Below are 21,532 nucleotides of genomic sequence, written 5' to 3'. Positions count from 1 at the left end.
CGTGGGGGGTTCGCAGGGCGGTTACCGTTCCGACGGCCCGCGCCGCGACGACCGTGGAGGTTCGTCGTTCGGCGGTTCGCGCGGTGGCTTCCGTTCCGACGGCCCGCGTCGTGACGACCGCGGTGGCTTCCGCTCCGACGGCCCGCGTCGCGATGACCGTGGCGGTTCGTCGTCCGGTGGTTTCCGCTCCGACGGGCCGCGTCGCGATGACCGCGGTGGTTCGTCGTCCGGTGGTTTCCGTTCCGACGGTCCGCGTCGTGATGACCGCGGTGGTTTCCGGGTGGAGCGGGACGGTTCGCGGAGCCAGTACGGCGGGGGCAGGCCCTCGGGCGGTTCGCAGGGCGGTTCGCAGGGCGGTTACCGCTCCGACGGCCCGCGCCGCGACGACCGCGGCGGCTTCCGCGCCGACCGTGACGGCTCGCGCGGCAGGCCCGGCTCCGACCGCGGTCGCGGCGACGCGCCCGCCGGTGGCTCCCGTGGCCGCTTCGGCAGGACCGGGCGCCGGGACGACGTCCAGACCATCGGTGGCGGCAGCGCCGGGGCGTACGGCGAGCGCCGGGCCCCCGCGGACCGCTCCGGTGACCGATCCACCGGCCGGGCCCCCGCGGCGAAGGCGCCGCTCAGGCCGGGCACGATCGCGAACGACCGGTTCAAGACCGCTCGCCAGCCCAAGCGCGACTCCGACTTCTACGACCGCGACTACGTCGACGAGCGCGACACCACCGAGGTTCCCGACGGCATCCGGCTGCAGAAGGTCCTCGCCCAGGCGGGCGTCGCCAGCCGCCGGGCCTGCGAGGACATGATCGGCGAGGGCCGGGTGACGGTCGACGGCCAGGTGGTCCGCCGCTTCGGCGCCCGGGTCGACCCCGCCAGGCAGGTCATCCACGTCGACGGCAAGCGCCTGCCGACCATGCCCGACCTGGTCTACCTCGCGATCAACAAGCCGATCGGCGTCGTCAGCACCATGTCCGACCCGGACGGCCGTCCCTCGCTGGCCGACTTCGTGGCCGACCGCACCGAGCGGCTGTTCCACGTGGGACGCCTCGACACCGAGACCGAGGGCCTGATCCTGCTCACCAACGACGGCGAGCTGGCCAACAGGCTCACCCACCCGAGCTACGGCGTCCAGAAGAAGTACTGGGCGAAGGTTCCCGGCCGGATCGAGCGCGACCTCGGCCGCCGCCTGAAGAAGGGCGTCGAGCTGGAGGACGGCCTCGCCAAGGCCGACTCCTTCGCCCTGGTCCAGGAGCACGGACAGCAGGCGCTGATCGAGATCGTGCTGCACGAGGGTCGCAAGCACATCGTCCGCCGCATGCTGGAGGAGGTCGGGCACCCGGTCATCGACCTGGCCCGCATCGAGTTCGGCCCGGTCAAGCTCGGCCGCCTCAAGCCGGGCACCGTGCGTGCGCTGACCCTCACGGAAGTCGGGGAACTCTACGCCGCCGTCGGGTTGTAGCCTTCCCTGAACGTGTGTTAGGACGCGCCGGATCATCCTCGAGGATGGTCCGGCGCGGAGGGACTGGAGGAACGACGATGGTGCGGGCGATCCGCGGTGCGATCCAGGTCGAGTCCAACGACCGGGACGACATCCTGTCCGGGGTCACCGAACTGGTCGCGGAGGTGATGGGGCGCAACAGGCTCACCACCGACGACGTGATCAGCGTGATCTTCACGGCCACGCCCGATCTCACCGCCGAGTTCCCCGCCCTTGCCGCCCGCAAGCTCGGCTTCCACGACGTCCCGCTGATCTGCGCCTCCGAGATCGACGTCCCCGGCGCGCTGCCCCGCGTGGTGCGGCTGATGGCCCACGTCGAGGTCGACCGGCCCCGCCAGGACATCCAGCACGTCTACCTGCGTGGCGCGGTCGCCCTTCGCGTGGACATCGCCCAGTGAGCCCCTTATGCGGAACCACCTCCGGGGGGTTCGGGTGAGCGGCCTCGGAAGCGTCCTGGTCGTCGGCACGGGACTGATCGGCACCTCGATCGCGCTGGCCCTGCGCGAGCAGGGCGTGGCCGTCCACCTGGACGACCGCGACGCGGGATCCCTGCGGCTGGCGCGGGAACTGGGCGCCGGCGTCGAGTGGGCCGAGGGCGTGACGGTGGACGTCGCGATCATCGCGGTCCCGCCGCAGGCGGTCGCGGAGCGGCTCGCCGCCCTCCAGAAGGCCGGTGCGGCCCGTTTCTACACCGACGTGGCCAGCGTGAAGGCGCTCCCGCTCAGGGAGGCCGCGAGCCTCGGCTGCGACCTGACGACCTATGTCGCCGGGCACCCGCTCGCCGGACGCGAGCGCTCCGGTCCCGCCGCGGCGCGGGCCGACCTGTTCCTCGGGCGCCCGTGGGCGCTGTGCCCGACCGAGGAGACCTCGCCCGACGCCGTGGAGGCCCTGTACGGGCTCGTCAAGCTCTGCGGCGGCGAGGCGGTCAGGATCGGTGCCGAGGAGCACGACAGGGCCGTGGCGGTCGTCTCACACGCCCCGCACGTGACCGCCTCCGCGGTGGCCGCCCGTCTCGCGGAGGCGTCGGCCTCCGCGCTCGGCCTGGCCGGGCCGGGGGTGCGCGACGTCACCCGCATCGCGGCGGGCGACCCGAGGCTGTGGACCGGGATCCTGTCGGGCAACGCGCTGCCGGTGGCCGAGGTGCTGGAGGCGGTGGCGGCCGACCTGGCCGCCGCGGCGGCCTCGCTCCGTACCTCGGCGGCCTCCGCCGACCCCGGCGCCATGACCCGCGTCACCGAGCTGCTGTACCGGGGCGTCGCGGGCACGGGCCGGATCCCCGGCAAGCACGGTGGTCCCGCGCGCACCTACACGGCCGTCCAGGTCATCGTCGGCGACCGGCCCGGCGAGCTGGCCCGGCTGTTCCAGGCGGCCAAGGAGGCGGGCGTCAACATCGAGGACGTCCGGCTCGAGCACGCCCCCGGGCTGCCGCTGGGCGCCGCCGAGCTCTGGGTGCAGCCGGAGGCGGTGGAGGCGCTGGCCGAGGCCCTGCGGGAGAACGGCTGGCACCTGCCGTGACCCCGTCCGCCTTCTCGCTCGATGCGTGGTTCCTTCCCGGCTCCCGGTAGCCTCGTACGGACAACTGAAGCGGGCTGCAAGGGAGAGGCGTCGTGACCGGACTGGTCGTCGCCATGGACGGTCCTTCGGGATCGGGCAAGTCGAGCGCGTCACGAGGGGTGGCGCGAGCCTTGGGGCTGCGTTACCTCGATACCGGCGCGATGTACCGGGCGATCACCTGGTGGATGCTCCAGAAGGGCGTCGACCTCGCCGATCCCGAGGCGATCGCCGCCAGGGCGCTCGACCCGGTTCTCACGCTGGGCACCGACCCGGACACGGCGGTGGTGGCGGTCGACGGCGTCGACGCCGTCGCGCCGATCCGCACCGCCGAGGTCACCGCGGCCGTCTCGGCGGTCAGCGCGGTGCCCGAGGTACGCCACCGCCTGGTGGCCGAGCAGCGTGAGATCATCGGCTCGGGCGGCATCGTCGTCGAGGGCCGTGACATCGGCACGGTGGTGGCGCCCGGCGCCGCGGTCAAGATCTACCTGACCGCGAGCGCGGACGCCAGGGCGCTGCGCCGCACGGCGGAGCTCGCCGGCACCACGGTGGCGGCGCAGCGGGCCGCGATGGCCCGCCGCGACACCCTCGACTCGACCAGGAAGGCAGACCCGCTGGCGAAGGCGGCCGACGCCGTCGAGCTCGACACCACGGCGCTGAACCTCGAAGAGGTCATCGCCGAAATACTGCGTGTGATTAAGGAAAAGGCGTGACCGGGGTATACGAGGACGAAAACGGCTGGATCGACGCGGAGCTCGCCGATTCGGGGACCGACGACAGCTCGCAGCGGGATGTGGGGCCCGACACGGCCCCGCAGCCGGTAGTGGCCGTGGTGGGCCGCCCCAACGTGGGCAAGTCCACCCTGGTCAACCGGATCATCGGCCGCCGGGAGGCGGTCGTGGAGGACGTGCCGGGGGTGACCCGCGACCGGGTCACGTACGACGCCACGTGGCGGGGGCGCCGGTTCACGGTGGTCGACACCGGAGGCTGGGACCCCGACGCGACCGGCATGGCGCTGAAGATCGCCGAGCAGGCCCAGGTCGCGGCCGAGCTGGCCGACGTGATCCTGTTCGTGGTCGACGCCGTCGTGGGCGTGACCGACGCGGACGAGATCGTCGGCCACGTGCTGCGCGGGTCCGGCAAGCCGGTCATCCTCGCCGCCAACAAGGTCGACAACCAGCAGATGGAGCTGGAGGCCGCCGGGCTGTGGGCCCTCGGCCTGGGCGAGCCGCAGCCGGTCTCGGCCCTGCACGGCCGCTCCAGCGGCGACCTGCTGGACGTGATCCTCGAGAAGCTGCCGGAGACGCCCGAGCAGCGTTTCGGCCCCGAGCGCGGCCCGCGCAGGGTCGCCCTGGTCGGCAAGCCCAACGTGGGCAAGTCCTCGCTGCTGAACAAGCTGGCGGGCTCCGAGCGCGTGCTCGTCGACCCGATGGCGGGCACCACCCGTGACCCGGTGGACGAGCTGGTCGAGCTCGGCGGCAAGACCTGGCGCTTCGTCGACACCGCCGGGATCAGGCGGCGTGACCGCGAACTCAAGGGCGCCGACTTCTACGCGAGCATGCGCACCCGGGGAGCCCTGGAGCGCTCGGAGATCGCGGTGGTGCTCATCGACGCCAGCGACGTGCTGACCGAGCAGGACCTGCGGATCATCTCCCTGGTGATCGAGTCCGGCCGGTGCATGGTCGTGGCGTTCAACAAGTGGGACCTGCTCGACGAGGACCGCCGTTACTACCTGGAGAAGGAGATCGACCGCCAGCTCGTCCGCGTGCCGTGGGCGCTGCGGATCAACATCTCCGCCAAGAACGGCTGGCACGTCGACCGGATCGTCCCGGCGATCGAGAAGGCCCTCGACTCCTGGTCGACCCGGGTGCCCACGGCCCGCCTGAACGCCTTCCTGACCGACCTGGTCGCGGCCACCCCGCCACCGGTCCGCAGCGGCAAGCAGCCCAAGATCCTCTTCGCCACGCAGGCGTCGACGGAGCCGCCGAAGTTCGTGCTGTTCACCTCGGGCTTCCTGGAGGAGACCTACCGCCGCTTCATCGAGCGCCGGATCCGCGAGGAGTTCGGCTTCGCCGGGTCGCCCATCGAGGTCACCATGAAGATCCGCGAGAAGCGCCAGGGGCAGAAGAAGAAGTAGCGGCGGCAATCCCGTCCGGGGCGGAGGCCCCACCCCGGATAGGAGCCCCGGACAGGAGCCCTGTCCGGGGCGGTGGCCCCGAACGGCCCGGCCCGCGCCGGGCCGTTCGCGCGTCGTCCGGGTCCTGGTTCTCCCGGGGATCTCAGGGTTCGATCAGGCCCGCCCGGATGGCGTACCGGGTGAGGTCGAGCCGGTCGCGCATGCCGAGCTTCTGCAGGATGTTGGCGCGATGCCGGTCGACGGTCTTCACGCTGATGAACAGGGTCTCGGCGATCCGCTTGGCGGAGTTGCCCTCGGCGATCAGCTTGACGATCTCCTCCTCGCGCGGGGTCAGGATGCTCTCCGGCATGCTCTGTCCGAGCCTGTCGCGCTGCAGGTAGTGCCGGATCAGGGCGGTGACGGCACCCGGGTACAGGAACGGCTCGCCGCGCATCGCCGCCCTGCACGCCTCCAGCAGGTCGCGGTCGGCCACGGACTTCAGCACGTAGCCCGAGGCTCCGGCCTTGAGCGCCTCGAAGAAGTACTGCTCGTTGTCGTACATCGACAGGATCAGCAACCGGATGCCGGGGGCCCGCCGGGAGATCTCGCGGGCCGCCTGCAGGCCGGTCATGCGGGGCATCGCGATGTCCAGGATCGCCAGGTCGACCGCCTCGGGGGCGGCGGCCTCCACCGCTTCGGCGCCGTTGGCGGCCTCGGCCACCACCGTGAGGTCGGGTTCGGCGTCCAGGATCAGCCGCAGCCCGCGGCGGACCAGGGCGTGGTCGTCGGCCAGCAGGATCCTGGTGGGACGCGCGGGGCTCGCGGAACTCACGGGACTCCCAGGGTTCACAGGACTCTCCGCTCGGTGTCGGGCGGTACGGTGAGGCGGACGTCGGTGCCGCCGTCCGGCGGAGAGGTCACGGCCAGCCGGGCGCCGATGAGCAGGGCGCGCTCCCGCATCCCGCGGATCCCGGCCCCCTCGTGGCGTACGCCGCCGCGGCCGTCGTCGGTGATGCGCAGCTCGAGGCCGTCGGGCCCGGTGGTCAGCGAGAGCTCGACGCGGGACGCCCGGGCGTGCCTGGCCGCGTTGGTCAGGCCCTCCTGGGCGATGCGGTAGAGGACCAGCTCGACCTCCTCGCTCAGCGAGGGCAGGTCGGCCTCGACCCTGCGGGTCACGGGAACGCCGCTGCTCTGGGAGAAGTCGCTGCTCAGCGCGTTGAGGGCGCTCTGCAGGCCGAGGTCCTCCAGCACGCCGGGACGCAGGCGGCGGGCGACCTGCCCCACCTCGTCCAGGCTCGCGCGGACGCTCTCCTGCACCCCGTGCAGCTCCTCGCGCAGGTCGCGGGGCGCGCGGTCGGCGGCGTGCTTGAGACTCAGCAGGACCACCGTGAGGCTCTGGCCGATCTCGTCGTGCAGCTCGCGGGCGATGCGGCGCCGCTCGTTCTCCTGGGCGGCGAGGGCGTGGGCGCTGCTGGCGCTGCGCTCGGCCTCCAGCCGGTCGAGCATCGCGTTGAAGGTGTCGATCAGGTGGGCCAGGTCGCGGTTGCCGCCGCTGGGCAGCCGGTCGTGGGGGTGCAGCAGGTCCACGCGCTGCATCAGGGTCGTGAGCGCGTCGAGCGGGGCCAGACTGGTGCGCAGGAGGAGGGCGTTGGCCGCCAGCATCAGCGCCAGGCCGATCGTCAGCACCGGGATCTCGGCCAGGAGCACCGGCGAGGACACGGTGGCGGGGGAAAGGGCGAGCACCAGCGTACCGACCGCGAAGACCAGCCCGTTGATCGCGAACAGCCGTCTGAACAGGATCCGCCCCGGACTGTGCGCTCCTGCTGCCCGGTGGGTGCGCTCGCTCATCTGACCAGCTTCCCCGCTGCGGGACGAGCCTGTCCATGCGGGGTGCCTCCCATTCCCGCGCGCCGCTCCTACATGTTCCGCCCCCGCTCGAATGGGTGCCGGCCCCGATGGCGGCGGAGAGACGACCCCGATGGGATGGAGGAGCGGCGAACACCGGCAGACGGGAGAGGGCGATGGGTACGAGCGATGTCGGCATTCTCTGGCTGGACGCCGTCACTCGTGACGGCGCCACGATCACGGTCAACGCGGCCGCCCGGGTCTTCGTCGCCGACCCCGTGGCGTACGCCGCCTACCCGGGCTCGCCGGGCGACGCCAAGCTGGCCGCCGCCGAAGCGGGGATCCGGCGCTACGTCGGGAAACACGACCTGTCCCGGCTGTCTCGGCGGGTCGACCTCGCCCGCGGAGCCGGCGAGGGGAGCCGCCACTGGGGCGTCGAGGTGGCGCTGGTGGCGATCACCCGCGTCAAGGTGCGGCGCCGGAAGGACCTCATCCGCTGGGCGGAACGGCTCGCGTCGTGACGGCGGCCGTGGACGACAGGCTCGCCGCCCTCGAACGGCGGCCGGCCGGCATCGCGAAAGCCGCGGGCGTCGCCGGAGCCACCGGCATCGCGGGAACCGCACGAACCACAGGAATCACAGGAGGGGTGTCGTGAGCACACCGTCCGCGGTACGCCACCTCACCCGACGGGAAGGTGCCATGCAAGCGCGCGACATCGCGGTGAGCCTCCCGACGGTCACCACGGGTGACTCCGTCGCGAAGGCGGTACGGATCATGGTGATCGGCCGCCTGCCGGGACTCATCATCGTGGACGACCTCTCGCGGCCCCGGCTGGTGCTCCCCGGCACCCAGGTGCTGCGGCTGGCCGTGCCCGGTTCCTACCAGGAGGACCCCGCCCTGGCCAGGACCATCGACGAGGCCTACGCCGACCAGTTCTGGCAGGACCTGGGCAACCGCACCATCGGCGACTGCCTGCCGCGCGATCCCGCCAGGCCGGTGACCGTCCCCACGGACGCGAACCTGCTGGAGGTGGCCGCCCTGATGGCCAGGACCCGCAGCCCGATCGTGGCCGTGGTGGACCGGGACGCCTCGCTGGTCGGGGCGATCACCCTGGAGCGCCTCCTCACCAGCCTGGCCGTCTTCGGCCTCGGTGAGCCTTGAGCGCGCTGCTCGCCCTGGGGATATTTCTGGTCGCGTTCTCCTTCATCGCCACCGAGAAGGCCGACAAGGTCAAGGTGGTCCTGATCGCCGCGGGTGTGATGGCGGTCCTGGGACTGATACCGGGCTCGGAGGTCTTCTTCTCCGAGCACGAGGGCATCGACTGGAACGTCATCTTCCTGCTGCTCGGCATGATGATCATCGTAGGGATCATCAAGCAGACGGGGGTCTTCGACTACCTGGCGATCTGGGCGGCCAAGCGGTCCAAGGGCGACCCGTACCGGCTCATGGTCATGCTGATGGTGATCACCGCCATCGCCTCGCCCTTCCTCGACAACGTCACCACGATCATGCTGGTCGCGCCGGTCACGGTGGTCGTGTGCGACCGGCTGCGGATCCCGGCCCAGCCCTACCTGATCGCGGAGGTGCTGGCCTCCAACATCGGCGGCGCGGCCACTCTCATCGGGGACCCGCCCAACATCATCATCGGCAGCAGGGCGGGGCTGACGTTCAACGACTTCCTGGTGCACATGGCGCCCGTCGTGGTCGTCGTCTTCATCGTGTTCGTCCTGCTGACCAGGGTGCTGTTCAAGGGCTCCTTCCGGTACAACCCCGAGCGCGTCTCCGCGGTGATGGCCCTGCAGGAGCGGCGGGCGATCACCGACCCCCGCCTGCTCGTACGGTGCCTGGCGGTGCTCGCCGTGGTGGTGGTGGGGTTCGGCCTGCACGCGGTGCTGCACATCGAGCCGTCCATCGTGGCCCTCGTGGGAGCGGGGGTGATGCTCCTGCTGTCGCGGATCCCGGTCTCGGAGGTGCTGGCGGAGGTCGAGTGGCCGACGCTGGTGTTCTTCGCGGGACTGTTCGTGATGGTCGCGGGACTGGTCGAGACCGGCGTGATCGCGGCGGTGGGCACGTGGGCGATCGAGGTGGTCGGCGACGACTACTTCCTCGCGGCGACGTCGCTGCTGTTCGGCTCCAGCGTGCTGGGGGCGTTCTTCGACAACATCCCGTACGTCGCGACGATGGCGCCGATCGTCGAGGGGATCGTGGCGCAGGCCCCCGACCCGGCGACCGGGCAGGCGCTGTGGTGGGCGTTCGCGCTGGGCGCCGACTTCGGGGGCAACGGCACGGCGGTGGCGGCCAGCGCGAACGTGGTCGCGCTCGGCATCGCGGCACGGACGGGGCATCCGATCAGCTTCTGGCAGTTCACCAAGTACGGGATCGTGGTGACGGCGCTGAGCACGCTCATGGCGTGGGTGTACGTGTGGCTGCGCTACTTCACCTGACCGCCCCGCGGGCTCCGGCTCCGGCCCGCGTCCGGGTCAGGCCTCTTCCATCCGCCCGGACCCGCGTGGCAGCAGCAGCGCGACCAGCACGCCCACCCCGCACAGGACGGAGGTGATCAGGAAGATCTCGCTGTACTCGGTGTGCAGCGCCTCCTTCACCTTGCGCTGGTACTCGGCGAGCCGCCCGGCGTACACGAGGGGGTCCACGCCGAAGGGCAGCGGCGTGTCCAGGTCGGCGGTGAGCGACTGGAAGCGATGGAAGCCCCACGCCGACAGCCCGGCGACGCCGAGCAGCATGCCCATCATCCGGGCCACGACCACCGCCGCCGAGGCCACCCCGTGCCGGGCGGCGGGTACGGCCCGCAGCACCGCCGAGGAGATCGGGGCGATCACCAGGCCGAGCCCCAGGCCGGCGACGATCAGGTCGGCGTCCATGCGGTATCCGGCCGAGGCCAGGTCCAGGGGCCACTGGCCGATGCGGACGTATCCGGCGGCGGCCACCGCGAGCCCGATCACCGTCACCGCGCGCTCGCCGTAGCGGCGGGCCATGACACCGCCCACCAGCGCGGCCACGGAGAGCGCGACGAGGAAGCGCGACAGCACCAGGGCGCCGTCCAGGCTGTCCAGGCCCAGCAGCGTCTGCGCCGACAGCTGCACGTCGACCAGGGTCACCAGCAGCGCGGCGCCGCTCAGGAAGCTCACCCCGAGCGTGGCGAGGAACGGGCCGCGCGACACCCCCGTCATGTCGATCAGCCGGGTCCTGGCGCGCCACTCCCACGCGACGAACGCGGCACCGGACACGACCCCGGCGACGATCATGGGAATGCCCCACGGGGGAAGGACCGACTCGTCGGGGTCGGGGTTGTAGAGACCGGCCACGAGCAGGCCGAGCGCGAGCGCGAGCAGCAGCCCGCCGACCACGTCGACGCGCTCGGCCGTCCCGCGGGCCCGGTCGCGGGCGGGCGGCGGCACCGACCGCTGCACGGCGATCGCCGCCAGGGCCACCAGCGGGACGTTCAGCCAGAAGATCGACCGCCAGCCGCCGAGCTGCACGCCGCCGACCTGGAGGGTGGCCGGGACCAGGGCGGCGAGGGCCGCGCCGTACAGGGGGCCCAGCACGCTGCCGAGCTCCTGGGCCGACCCCACCGCGCCGAGCGCCACCGGGCGCTCGTCCTCGTCCCACAGGTCCCCGATCAGGGCCATGGTGATGGGCAGCAGCGCGCCGCCCGCGACGCCCTGCACGGTCCGTCCCGCGACCAGCCAGGGCACGGTGTCGCCCAGCGCGGTGACGACCGAGCCCACGGCGAAGCCCGCCAGGCACAGGTGGATGAGCGGGCGCCTGCCGTAGCGGTCGGAGAGCTGGCCGAGCAGCGGCATGGCCGCGATGTAGCCGAGCAGGAAGCCGGTGACGATCGGGGTGGCCCGCTCCAGGTGGTTGAGGGGGACGTCGACGTCCCTCGCGATGTCGACGAGGACGGTGACCACCACATACGCGTCCAGGGCCGCCAGCAGGACCGCCGTGCCGCCGACGCCGAGGGCGGTCCGCCGCCGGGCCGCGAGCGCGCCTTCCGGGGCGGTGCGGTTCGTCGTCACTTCGTCACTCCGCCGGAGCGGTGACCTGAACCGGCACGTCGTAGTCGCTGAAGGCCACGATCACCTTGCCGCCGGTCAGTGGCAGGTCCGCCTTGAGCAGCCGGCTGGTGGCCTTGTCGATCCAGAGTACGGCGTCGACGCTCTGCGTGAGGCCGGGCACCATCGTGGCGAGCACCTGCTGGGAGAGCGTCGCCGAGACCCGGTAGGCGTCGACGCCGTCCAGCTTCTCCGCCGCCTGGGTCTTCGCGTCCAGCGCGTTGGCCAGCAGCTGCACGACGCCCTTGTCCGGGTCGAGGATGGCGGAGGGGTCGTAGATCGCCGCCAGCTGGCTCCGCGACATCCGCTGGAAGCCGCCGGTCACGCCCTTGAAGTGGACGGTCTCCCCGATCAGTACGAAGTTGATCTCCTGGAGACTGCCCATCACGTCGATCTGGAGGGTGCCGTCCGCGTCGCCGGTCCCGCTGAGACGGCCGGAGGCCTTCTTGACCGGTACGGGGGGCGCGCCCTCGGTCTCCATCGAGAAGGCGGCCGACTTCACGGCGCGCGTCGCGTCCGCGGATTTCCTGAGCAGGTCGGCCCCGTCGGGAAGGGCCGCTGTGCCGTCGGAGGCACCACTGCCGCTGCACGCGGTGACCAGGAAGAACGCGGCGATCACCGCGGTGATGAGGATCCGGCGAGCAGACATGGGCGGATCGTAACGACACTCCGGTCTACTAAGGAGTAACGACCGGTATCGGTTTCGCGTCGGCGGGCGTCCTGGCCGGTATCCCCGCCCGGCGTCCTCGCCGGTTTCCCCGCCCGGTTTCGCGTCGGCTGACGTCCTCGCGGACCCCACCGACCGGTCTCGCGCCGGCGGAGGGTTCTGCGGGCCCGCGCCGCCCGGTCTCGCGCCGGCGGAGGGTTCTGTGGCCTTCGCGGGGTTCGCCGTCCGGCACGGGTCAGCGGATGCCCTTGAGGTGGTCCACCACCGGTGCGTACGCCGCTTCCAGCTCGATCAGCTGGTCGTCGGTGAGCAGGTCGATGAAATGCCGGCGCACGCCGGCCACGTGATGTGGCGCGACCTTCTGGATGGTGGCCCAGCCGTGTTCGGTGAGGACGGCGAAGGTGCCGCGCCGGTCGTCGGCGCAGGTCTCCCTGGCGACCAGGCCGGCGGCCTCCATCCGGGAGATCTGGTGGGACAGGCGGCTGCGGGACTGGATCGTGGCGTCCGCCAGGTCGCTCATCCGCATGCGGTGACCGGGGGTCTCCGACAGGTTCACCAGGATCTCGTAGTCGTTGACCGAGAGCCCGAAGGGCTGGAGCTCACGGTCGAGACGGTGGTCGAGGAGCTTGTGCACGGCGAGGTGGGCACGCCACGCCCGCTGCTCGATCGAGGACAGCCAGCGGGGCTCCTGCTCGCTCACCGGTCGCTCACCACTCTCGTTCGCCGCGCGTGTGGTCGCGACTCCGGCGGATCCGTCCCCCGGCCGACCACCCCGCCCGCCCGGCGGAGCCTGCTTCAGGGTCATAGATCAGAACTTACCTCAGAAGATGCCGATCGCTCGTGGTAGGCGATGTGGCAACGTGACGAAACCCGCGGTTTCCCCGCCCGCGGACCCCGTCCCGCCGGCCGGGCAGGACAGGTCGCGTCACCGGTGGGACGCGAGGGACGGGACACACGTAAGGTGACCACACTGCTGGCCTCCCAGCTGACCGGCTCGTCCCTCTGGGACGGGACCGCCTCCGTGGTGATCGGCCTGCTGCTCCTGTGGGTCGCGCTCCACCTCATCCGCGCCAACGCCTCCCCGCTGATCGGCCAGGCCGCGCCCGGGAGGCTGACGGAGCGGATCCGCGAGGAGATCGCCGCCCTGCCCGAGGTCGAGAGCGTGGTGGAACTCCTGACCATGATGCCGGGCCCCGGCGAGATCTGGTCGCCGCCCGCGTCGACTCCGTCGACGACACCACGGGGGCGAGGCTGGAAGAGGCCGCCGACCGGGTGGAACGCGTGCTCAAGGAACGGTTCCCCTCGGTGGCGCAGGTCTTCCTCGACCCCACCCCCGGACGCTCATCCCGCGAGGCCTGAACTCTCCATCCACCTCTCCACCTCGTCGGGGTGGCGGGGCAGCCCGGCCGACATGAGACGGGCGCCGTCGGCGGTGACGACGAGGTCGTCCTCGATGCGCACGCCGATGCCGCGCAGTTCCGGCGGCAGCGTCAGGTCGTCCGGCTGCAGGTAGAGGCCGGGCTCGACGGTCAGCACCTGTCCCTCCTCCAGCACGCCGTCCAGGTAGGCCTCCGAGCGGGCCCTGGCGCAGTCGTGGACGTCCATGCCGAGCATGTGGCCGCTGCTGCACAGCGTGTAGCGGCGGTACAGGCCGCTCCCGGGCTCCATCGCCTCGTCCGCGCCGATCTTCAGCACGCCCCAGTCGTGCAGTCCCTCCGCGATGACGCGCATCGCCGCGCGGTGGAAGTCGCGGAAACGCGCACCGGGGCGCAGGGTGGCGATCGCCGCCTCCTGGGCCTCGTACACCAGCTCGTAGACCTGGCGCTGGACCGGGCTGAAGCGCCCGGACACCGGCAGGGTCCTGGTGATGTCGGCGGTGTAGAGGTGGTCGGTCTCCACGCCCGCGTCGAGGAGCAGCAGCTCGTCGCCGGCCAGCCGCCCGTCGTTGCGGATCCAGTGCAGCACGCACGCGTTGGCGCCGGAGGCCACGATGCTGTCGTAGCCGACCGCGTTGCCCTCCAGGCGGGCGCGGAGGCCGAAGACCCCCTCCAGGTAGCGCTCGCCGCGCCGGTGCCCCAGGGCGGCGGGCAGGGCCCGTGCCACGTCCTCGAACCCGCGCGTGGTCGCGTCGACCGAGAACTGCAGCTCGGCGACCTCCCACTCGTCCTTGATCAGCCGCATCTCGGAGAGGAACGTCTCCAGCTCCTCGTCACCGCCGCCGGGCGAGACCCGCCCGTCCACGGACGCGTCCACCCCGCGCAGCACCCGCGCGGGCCCGGCGAGCACGCCGTCCAGCCTGTCGATCGGCGCGCAGGCGATCTGGTGGATCGCCTCCGCCTCGGCCAGGTCGGGGCGGCGGCCCACCCAGAACTCGCCGTAGCGGCGGTCGCGGTAGAACTCCTGCCCCGCCTGGCCCGGTGCCGACCGCGGCGAGCGGGGGCGCAGGAACAGCGTGGCCTCCCCGGAGGGCTCGACGACGAGCACGTCGTCGGGCTCCTGGTCACCGGTGAGGTAGGCGAAGGCGCTGTGCGCCCGGAACCGGTAGTCGCTGTCGTTGCTGCGGGCCTTGAGCGTGCCGGACGGGATCACCAGCCGCTCGCCGGGGAAGCGGGCGGCGAGCGCGGCGCGGCGCTTGGCGGTGTAGGCGGCCTGCGGCAGCGGTGCGAGGTCGTCGCGGTGCGTGTCGGCCCAGCCGGTGGTCATGAACGCGGCGAGGGCGTCGGAGACCGGCAGGTCGTGGCTGCCGGTGTTGAGCTTTTGGGTCATTTTGTCCCCGGGCGCGAAGGTCTCTGGTCACCCACACGCTAGTCCGGAGCGGTGCGGCCCGCACCCCCGGCAGGTACGGAGCCGCACCGCGCACACGGGTCAGCCCACCGGGACCTGGTACTCCTTGGCCAGGTCGGACGTGGCGGCCTCCTTGAAGACGACGGCGCCGCCCAGGGCGGCCTTGTCCGGCTTGGCCACGTACGACAGCAGCGAGGCGGGCTTGTCGAACGTGGTGAAGTCCATGACCGTGCCGAACTCCGCACCCCAGGACGACTGGCCGCGGTGCGCGGCGACCACCGCGGCCCGGGTCAGGTCCTTGCCCTCGCAGGCCTTCTTGAGCGCGTCGACGACGATCGCCGCCGCCGAGTAGCCCGAGGGGACGCCGCTGTCGATGGCCGTGTCCGGGTACTTCGCCGCGTAGTCGGCGGCCAGCTTCTTCATGGCGGGCATGTCGGCGCTGATCGGCGTGCCCGCGGTCATGTAGTAGAAGTCCTTCAGCAGCGCGGGCCCGGCCGGGGTGGGCAGCAGCTGGGGGGAGTAGGCCGAGTTGCTGCCGACGAACGGCACGTCCATGCCCTTGGCGAGCGAGACGCCGACGAGCGAGGCGGTCTGCTTGGGGCCGACGGAGACCAGGATGGCCTTGACGCCCTCCGCCTTGAACGCGGCGACCTGGGCGCTCATGTCCTGGTCGGTGGCCTTGATCTTCTGCTCCACGAGCGTGAGGCCGAGCTTCTCCGACGCGTACTTGGAGCCGTTCAGCGCGCTCTCGCCGTAGTCGCCCTCGAAGTACAGGTGACCGATCTTGTCCCCGGACTTGATGCCCTTCTCCTTGGCCAGGAAGTCCACCCCGTTGATCATGTCGATGTCGTAGGTCGTCCCGGTGACCTGGATGGACTTGCTGCCGAGCAGCCCGGTCGCCCAGGCCTGCGGGATGGTGAGCATCTGGTCGGTCTCGATGCGCTGCTTGAGCGCGTTGACCATGGGCGAGCCGACGAAGTGGGCGATCGCCACCACCTTCGGGGCGATCTCGGTGTAGGAGGCGATCGCCTTCTGCGCGTCGTAGCCGTGGTCGCGCACCAGGGCCTCCAGCTGCCGCCCGCACACGCCCCCGGCCGCGTTCGTCTGCTCGAAGTACAGCTGCTGCGCCTGGGTCAGGCTCTTGCCGAACGACGCGTACGGGCCGGTGAGGTCGGTCATCAGGCCGATCGTGATCTTGTCGGCGCTGACGCCGGGGCCCGTCTTCACGCCGTCCCCCCCGACGGCGGAGGGAGCGGCGGCGTCCCCGCTGCCACCGGTGGCCTTCTCGCTGGCGCACGCGGTGACGGCCAGGGCGAGGGCGGCGAGTACCGCGATGCGTCGGACCGGGGTTCTTGGGATTCCCATTTCATCAGTTCCTTGTGTCGGGGGAGGGGGACAGCGGGGTCTTCGTCGTCGCGGAGGTCGCGGAGGTCGCGGAAGCGGGAGGAGCGGAGGTGAGCCGCCGGTCGACGGCCAGGCGCAGGCGCCCGGCGAGGCCGAGCAGCCCGCCGGGCAGGAAGAGGACGACGGCGACGACGGCGGCGCCGTACAGGATGCGGGCCGCCTCGGCGGGCGACACCCCGCCCGAGCCCGGCTCCGCCACCAGCGGCAGGGCGTCGCTGTAGCGGCTGAGCAGCTGGGGGAGCATCGAGATGAAGATCGCGCCGATCACCGCGCCGGCGACGGAGCCGAGCCCGCCGATGATGATCATCGCGAGGTAGTCGAGGGAGAGAAGCAGGCCGAAGTAGTCGGGCACGGTGCGCTGGAAGACCAGCGCGATCAGGACCCCGGCCAGGCCGCCGTACATCGACGACAGCACGAACACCCCGGCGCGGTAGCGGGCCACCGGCACGCCCATGACCCCGGCCGCGATCTCGTGGTCGCGGATGGTGTTCATGGCCCGCCCGGGACGGCCGCGCAGCACCCCGCGGGCGAACAGCGCCGCGCCGGTCAGCAGGACCAGCCCCAGGAACCAGAGCCGCTCCAGCGACCCGAACGGCACCTGCGCCACCACCAGCTCGGGGGTGTCGGCGAACGCGAACCCGAACAGCTCCATCGGCGGCACCGTCCGCCCGTTGTACCCGCCCGTCACGGGTTCGGCGTTGAACAGCACGTGCTGGCCGACGAAGATCAGCGCGAGGGTGGCGATACCGAGGTAGGCGCCCTTCAGGCGACCCGCGATGGGGCTGAACACCCCGCCCGCGACACCCGCCGTGAGCACCGCGAGCAGCGCCGCGACGGGCGTGGGCAGGCCCAGGCCGCCGAGGGCGTGCGCGCCGCCCTCAGGCTCGGAGCCGAAGTAGACGTAGGCGTACGCGCCGACCGCCAGGAAGAACGCGTGGCCCATGGACAGCTGGCCGGTGGCGCCGGTCAGCAGGTTGATGCCGATCGCCCCGATCGCCGCCGACATCGCGAAGAGCCCGGCCTGCAGCCAGAAGCCCTCCAGGTAGAACGGTACGGCGATCGCCACCGCGACCAGCACGACGCAGGAGAGGATGACCTTCTTAGACACGTGCCAGCTCCCTCGTCCCGAACAGCCCCGCGGGGCGGATGAGCAGGACAATGATCATCACGAGGAACGGGGCGACGTCGCCGATGCCCCGGCCGAGGAAGGCCAGGTCGTTCTGGTAGCCGCTCATCATGGCCTCGGTGACGCCGATGATCAGCCCTCCGGCCAGCGCCCCCGTGGTGGAGTCGAGGCCGCCGAGGATCGCCGCGGGGAACGCCTTCATCGCCGCGAACGTGGTGCTGCGGTCCAGCCCCGGGGTGGGGAAGACGCACAGGAAGAGCGCGGCGACGGCGGCGAGCGCCCCGGCGACCGCCCAGGCCCCCATCGAGACCCGCCCGCGCCGCACGCCCATCAGCGCGGCGGTCTCCGCGTCCTCCGCGGTGGCGCGCATGGCGATGCCCCAGTTCGTGTACTTGAACGCCAGCAGGAACGCGGCGATCAAAGCCGCCGCGACGGCGAACGCGACCACCCGGGTCTGGGCGACGCTGACGGCTCCCAGATGCAGCACCCGGTCGTGCCACGGATCGCCCAGCGCGAGCACGTCGGTACCGATCTGCCTGGTCAGCTCGGTCGTCAGCACGATGTCGACGCCGATCGTCACGATCGCCAGCACGCTGTGCGAGGCGACGTTCGCCCTGCGGATGATCAGGAACTCGATCAGGGCGCCCACGACGGCCGCCCCGGCGACGCCCAGCAGCAGGGCGGTCCAGAAGCCGACCGACGGGTGCGTCTTGGCCACGATGAAGCCGCCGACCAGCAGCAGCGAGGCGTGCGCGAAGTTCACCACCTCGGTCGCCTTGAAGATGATGACGAAGCCCAGGGCGATCAGCGCGTACACGGCTCCGACGGAGATCCCGTTCACCAGGAGTTCGAGAAAAGTGATCACGAAGAGACCTCCTCGTCCTTGGCCGGGGTGCTCTCCGCCGCCGCGCCCAGGTAGGCGCGGACCACCTCGGGGTCGTTCTGCACCTCGCCGGGGGACCCGTCCGCGATGCGCCTGCCGAAGTCCAGGACCGTCACCGCGTCGGCGAGCCGCATGACGATCCCCATGTCGTGCTCGACCAGCAGGATCGAGATGCCGAGGCTCTCCCGCACCGCGACGATCAGCTCGGCCATGTCACGGCGCTCACCGCCGTTCATGCCGGCGACCGGCTCGTCCAGCAGCAGCAGCCGGGGCTCCATGCACAGCGCCCGCGCCAGCTCCACACGCTTCTGCACGCCGTACGGCAGCAGCCCGACAGGCGTGGCCAGCCGTTCGGAGAGCCCGACGAACGCGGCGATCTCGGTCACCCGCTCGCCGTGCGCGGCCGCCTCTCGCCGGGCCGACGGCAGCCGCAGCCCGGCCGAGACGAACCCGGCGCGGGTCAGCCGGTGGCGGCCGAGCATCAGGTTGTCCCGCACCGACAGGCGCGGCGACAGGGCGATGTTCTGGAAGGTGCGCGCCACCCCCAGGGCGGCGATGCGGTGCGGGGCCAGGGAGGTCAGTTCCGCGTCGCCGAACCGCACGCTGCCCGAGGTGGCCCGGTAGACGCCCGACAGGACGTTGAAGCAGGTCGACTTGCCCGCCCCGTTGGGCCCGATCACCGCGTGGACGCTGCCGGGCTCGACGCTGAAGCCGACCGCGTCCAGCGCGGTGAGCCCGGCGAAGCGCACGGTCACGTCACGCACGTCGAGCCGGGGAATGGAAGTATCCGTACCGTCCGGTTGGTATGTGTCACTCACGCGGACCACCTCGCCAGCGCCGGGCGGGCGGCCGCGGCCTTCCCCGCGGATCCCGGGACGACCGGAACCGGGTCCTCGATGCCCAGGTAGCGGCGGCGCACCTCGTCGCTTGCGGCGAGCTCGGCGGCCGGTCCCGACAGCACCACCTCGCCGACCTCCAGCACGTAGGCGTGCGAGGCCAGGGACAGGGCCATGGCGGCGTTCTGCTCCACCAGGAGCACCGTGGTGCCCCGCGCGTTGATCTCGCGAACGGTGTCGGCGATCCTGGCGGCCATCATCGGGGCGAGACCGAGGGTGGGCTCGTCCAGCAACAGCATCCTCGGCCTGGCCATCAGCGCCCGGCCGATGGCGAGCATCTGCTGCTCGCCGCCGGACAGCAGGCCCGCGCGCTGCCCGGCGCGCTCGGCGAGCACGGGGAAGAGCGCGAGCACGCTCTCCCGCGCCTCGGCCGCCGAGCGCCGGTCGGGCGCGCCGAGGGCGCCGGCCCTCAGGTTCTCCTCCACCGTCATCCGCGCGAAGACCCTGCGCCCCTCGGGCACCTGGACGACGCCCCTCGCCACCACGGCCGAGGTGGCGGCACCGGACAGCCGCGTACCGCCGAACCCGACCTCGCCCGCGGTGATCCCGCCCCGGTGGAACCTGAGGGTGCCCGACACGGCGCGCAGCAGGGTCGACTTCCCCGCGCCGTTGCCGCCGAGCACCGCGACGACCGAACCGCGCGGGACGTCCAGCGAGACACCCCGCAGGGCCAGGACCGGGCCGTAACTCACCGCCAGATCCCTGACGACCAGCCCGGAATCTCCGGGCGGGCGAGGGTCGTGCACGTCCATGTGTGCCTCCTGACAGCCGATGAACGCACCCAACCGAGGCGCTTCACCGGCGTCCAGAGGGCGGGGTGAAGTCGGGGCGGGCGCCCATGCGGGACGGGTACCGGTTGTGCGCGCGCACAACCCCGCATCACGAAACAGAACAGAACCTTGTTCGGCTAGGTGCCTTGCTGTCACGATCCCCAGATGGGGACCCGCCCGGTTACGGACGAAGAAGTACGCAGGATCATGCGCCTGGCCGCCCGCAGGCTGCTGCTGAGGCTTCCCGAGCTCACCGACGAACTCGTCGCCAAGATCCGCGACACCGACGAGGCGTACCGGCGGATGGTCCCCACCGACGACCACTGGCAGAGCGTCTACGAGGCGATGCGGGACGGTATCGGCGCCATCCTGCTGCCCCGCTCCGAACGGTGTGACCTGCCGCAGGCGGAGAAGACCGCCCGGCGCAGGGCGGAACAGGGACTGCCCATGGACTCACTGCTGCGCAGCTACCGGCTCTCCGCACAGGTGATGTGGGACGGCCTCATCGACGTGGTCGCCGAAGAGGAATCAGACAGCCTGCCGGTCCTGCTCCGCAGCGCCACCAAGGTGTGGCACGCCATCGACAGGCAGGCGATCGCCGCCGCCGAGGCCTACCGAAGACGGGAGGCCGAGATGTTCGGCCGCACAGCCGAGAGGGTCCAGGCCCTGCTCGACGCGCTCCTGGAGGACCGGGTCGACGCCGCCCTCGTCCGCAGCGCCGCCGCCGGGCTCGACCTGCCCGAACTGGGCCGGTACGCCGTCGTCATCACCCGGCTGCCCGGCCGCCACGACCACGGGGACGACGCCCCCCGGCCGACCGCCCTGGGCGTGATGCGCCTGCTGTGGCGGATGCGCCCTGATTACGAGGTGTCCGTCGTGCTGCTGCGCGACGCGAACATGGACGACCTGGCCGAGGAGCTCCGCCCGCACATCACCGGGTGCGCGGGCATCAGCCCGGTCGTCGAGGGACTGGCGGAACTGGGCCGCGCCAGGCGGCTCGCCGAGCTGGCCCTGCGGACCTGTGTGGGCGAGGGCCCGGAGATCGCCAGGCTGGAGGACAGGCTGCCCGCCGCGCTGGTGGTCAGCCAGCCCGAGCTCGCCGGTCACCTCAGCGGCGCTGTGCTGCGGCCCATCCTCGCCCTCGACCAGGCCGACCGGGAGGTGCTCCTCGGCACCCTGGAGGCGTGGCTGCGGTGCGAGGGCTCGGCCATGCGCGCCGCGGGGCAGCTGTACTGCCACCGCAACACGGTCTTCAACCGCATCCGCCGCATCGAGCAGCTCACCGGCCGGTCGCTCGCGCGCCCGCTCGACATCGTGGAGCTCACCCTGGCGCTCGACGCGGTACGGCTGCTGCCCGTCACCTGATAATCACCCGCACTTTGCCCGTTTCAGCGCTTAGCGTGTGACACAAAGGGGCAAAGGAAAGGGATACCCGCGCCAGGCTGAACCGAGGTGGTGTCAATGCTGATCGGTACGATTCTGCAAGGCAAGGGGGCGGAGGTGGAGACCGTCCGCCCGGACGCGACGGTCGCCGCGCTGCTGGCCGTTCTGGCCGGGAAGAACATCGGTGCCGTGGTGGTGTCCGAGGACGGCTCGTCCATCGCGGGCATCGTCTCCGAGCGCGACGTCGTACGGCGGCTGCACGACCGCGGTGCCGGCGTGCTGGACGAGCCGGTGTCGTCGATCATGACGACCGAGGTCCGCACCTGCCCGCCGGACGCCGACGTCGACGACCTCCGCCAGACCATGACCACGCATCGCATCCGGCACGTGCCGGTCGTGAGCGCCGGCCGGCTGGCCGGGATCGTGAGCATCGGCGACGTGGTCAAGAGTTCCATCGAGGCGCTGGAGACCGAGAAGGCCCACCTGGTCGACTATCTCCACCGCTGAGCCCGGGCCCGCGAGCCCGGACGGGCCCGAGG

General features: G+C 71.9%; 21 protein-coding genes. 10 read left to right on the top strand and 11 right to left on the bottom strand.

Going from position 1 to position 21,532, the window contains the following annotated elements:
* Positions 1 to 280 precede the first annotated feature (280 nt).
* From AB0F88_RS01255 to der, 5 genes are all read left to right on the top strand, one after another.
* On the top strand, positions 281 to 1,456 hold the full coding sequence (locus AB0F88_RS01255; RefSeq protein WP_362676089.1) for a pseudouridine synthase: 1,176 nt from the start codon (positions 281 to 283) through the stop codon (positions 1,454 to 1,456).
* 77 nt (positions 1,457 to 1,533) lie between these two features.
* Positions 1,534 to 1,893 (top strand): chorismate mutase, encoded by a 360-nt coding sequence (aroH, locus tag AB0F88_RS01250; protein WP_362676088.1) that lies wholly within the window; start codon positions 1,534 to 1,536, stop codon positions 1,891 to 1,893.
* 34 nt (positions 1,894 to 1,927) lie between these two features.
* Positions 1,928 to 3,010, top strand: a complete 1,083-nt coding sequence (locus tag AB0F88_RS01245; protein WP_362676086.1) for a prephenate dehydrogenase — start codon at positions 1,928 to 1,930, stop codon at positions 3,008 to 3,010.
* A gap of 113 nt (positions 3,011 to 3,123) precedes the next feature.
* Entirely contained in the window at positions 3,124 to 3,759 is a 636-nt protein-coding gene (gene cmk, locus AB0F88_RS01240; protein WP_362677885.1) for a (d)CMP kinase, read from the top strand.
* Complete coding sequence (gene der / locus AB0F88_RS01235) at positions 3,756 to 5,183, top strand: ribosome biogenesis GTPase Der (RefSeq protein WP_362676084.1); 1,428 nt, start codon at positions 3,756 to 3,758, stop codon at positions 5,181 to 5,183. Before cmk ends, der begins: the two co-directional genes overlap by 4 nt.
* Positions 5,184 to 5,325: 142 nt before the next feature.
* Here der and AB0F88_RS01230 read toward each other — a convergent pair whose 3' ends face one another.
* On the bottom strand, positions 5,326 to 5,994 hold the full coding sequence (locus AB0F88_RS01230; RefSeq protein ID WP_362676082.1) for a response regulator transcription factor: 669 nt from the start codon (positions 5,992 to 5,994) through the stop codon (positions 5,326 to 5,328).
* A gap of 14 nt (positions 5,995 to 6,008) precedes the next feature.
* Positions 6,009 to 7,010, bottom strand: coding sequence for a histidine kinase (locus AB0F88_RS01225; RefSeq protein WP_362676080.1), 1,002 nt, complete (start codon positions 7,008 to 7,010; stop codon positions 6,009 to 6,011).
* 173 nt (positions 7,011 to 7,183) lie between these two features.
* Between AB0F88_RS01225 and AB0F88_RS01220 the strand changes: the two genes are divergently transcribed.
* The 3 genes from AB0F88_RS01220 (at position 7,184) to AB0F88_RS01210 (ending at position 9,451) form a co-directional block, all read left to right on the top strand.
* Positions 7,184 to 7,528, top strand: a complete 345-nt coding sequence (locus AB0F88_RS01220; RefSeq protein ID WP_362676078.1) for a hypothetical protein — start codon at positions 7,184 to 7,186, stop codon at positions 7,526 to 7,528.
* Positions 7,529 to 7,706: 178 nt separating this feature from the next.
* Complete coding sequence (locus AB0F88_RS01215) at positions 7,707 to 8,168, top strand: CBS domain-containing protein (protein ID WP_362676076.1); 462 nt, start codon at positions 7,707 to 7,709, stop codon at positions 8,166 to 8,168.
* Positions 8,165 to 9,451, top strand: a complete 1,287-nt coding sequence (locus tag AB0F88_RS01210) for an ArsB/NhaD family transporter (RefSeq protein ID WP_362676074.1) — start codon at positions 8,165 to 8,167, stop codon at positions 9,449 to 9,451. The genes AB0F88_RS01215 and AB0F88_RS01210 overlap by 4 nt, the downstream gene beginning before the upstream one ends.
* 36 nt (positions 9,452 to 9,487) lie before the next feature.
* On the opposite strand, the gene AB0F88_RS01205 is transcribed toward AB0F88_RS01210, so the two are convergent.
* The 9 genes from AB0F88_RS01205 to AB0F88_RS01165 form a co-directional block, all read right to left on the bottom strand.
* Complete coding sequence (locus AB0F88_RS01205) at positions 9,488 to 11,044, bottom strand: MFS transporter (protein ID WP_362676072.1); 1,557 nt, start codon at positions 11,042 to 11,044, stop codon at positions 9,488 to 9,490.
* Positions 11,045 to 11,048: 4 nt separating this feature from the next.
* Positions 11,049 to 11,729: an LppX_LprAFG lipoprotein gene (locus tag AB0F88_RS01200; RefSeq protein ID WP_362676070.1), complete on the bottom strand. Its 681-nt coding sequence runs from the start codon at positions 11,727 to 11,729 to the stop codon at positions 11,049 to 11,051.
* 253 nt (positions 11,730 to 11,982) lie between these two features.
* A complete protein-coding gene (locus AB0F88_RS01195) occupies positions 11,983 to 12,447 on the bottom strand; it encodes a MarR family transcriptional regulator (protein WP_362676068.1) in 465 nt (154 codons plus the stop codon).
* Positions 12,448 to 13,088: 641 nt separating this feature from the next.
* On the bottom strand, positions 13,089 to 14,513 hold the full coding sequence (locus AB0F88_RS01190) for an aminopeptidase P family protein (RefSeq protein ID WP_362676066.1): 1,425 nt from the start codon (positions 14,511 to 14,513) through the stop codon (positions 13,089 to 13,091).
* A 99-nt stretch (positions 14,514 to 14,612) separates the two neighbouring features.
* Entirely contained in the window at positions 14,613 to 15,896 is a 1,284-nt protein-coding gene (locus tag AB0F88_RS01185) for an ABC transporter substrate-binding protein (protein WP_362676064.1), read from the bottom strand.
* Positions 15,897 to 15,900: 4 nt separating this feature from the next.
* Entirely contained in the window at positions 15,901 to 17,043 is a 1,143-nt protein-coding gene (locus tag AB0F88_RS01180) for a branched-chain amino acid ABC transporter permease (RefSeq protein WP_362676062.1), read from the bottom strand.
* Positions 17,036 to 17,926, bottom strand: coding sequence for a branched-chain amino acid ABC transporter permease (locus tag AB0F88_RS01175; RefSeq protein WP_362676060.1), 891 nt, complete (start codon positions 17,924 to 17,926; stop codon positions 17,036 to 17,038). The genes AB0F88_RS01180 and AB0F88_RS01175 overlap by 8 nt, the downstream gene beginning before the upstream one ends.
* Positions 17,923 to 18,762: an ABC transporter ATP-binding protein gene (locus AB0F88_RS01170; RefSeq protein WP_362676058.1), complete on the bottom strand. Its 840-nt coding sequence runs from the start codon at positions 18,760 to 18,762 to the stop codon at positions 17,923 to 17,925. The genes AB0F88_RS01175 and AB0F88_RS01170 overlap by 4 nt, the downstream gene beginning before the upstream one ends.
* Positions 18,759 to 19,592 (bottom strand): ABC transporter ATP-binding protein, encoded by an 834-nt coding sequence (locus AB0F88_RS01165; RefSeq protein WP_362676056.1) that lies wholly within the window; start codon positions 19,590 to 19,592, stop codon positions 18,759 to 18,761. Before AB0F88_RS01165 ends, AB0F88_RS01170 begins: the two co-directional genes overlap by 4 nt.
* A 183-nt stretch (positions 19,593 to 19,775) precedes the next feature.
* Between AB0F88_RS01165 and AB0F88_RS01160 the strand changes: the two genes are divergently transcribed.
* Positions 19,776 to 20,975, top strand: a complete 1,200-nt coding sequence (locus AB0F88_RS01160) for a helix-turn-helix domain-containing protein (protein ID WP_362676054.1) — start codon at positions 19,776 to 19,778, stop codon at positions 20,973 to 20,975.
* A 96-nt stretch (positions 20,976 to 21,071) separates the two neighbouring features.
* On the top strand, positions 21,072 to 21,500 hold the full coding sequence (locus AB0F88_RS01155; RefSeq protein ID WP_362676052.1) for a CBS domain-containing protein: 429 nt from the start codon (positions 21,072 to 21,074) through the stop codon (positions 21,498 to 21,500).
* Positions 21,501 to 21,532 lie beyond the last annotated feature (32 nt).

The organism is Streptosporangium sp. NPDC023963, from assembly GCF_040639135.1.
GTDB lineage: Bacteria > Actinomycetota > Actinomycetes > Streptosporangiales > Streptosporangiaceae > Streptosporangium.
Note: the sequence above shows the minus strand (reverse complement) of the source record. Positions and strands in the feature narration are given on the sequence as shown.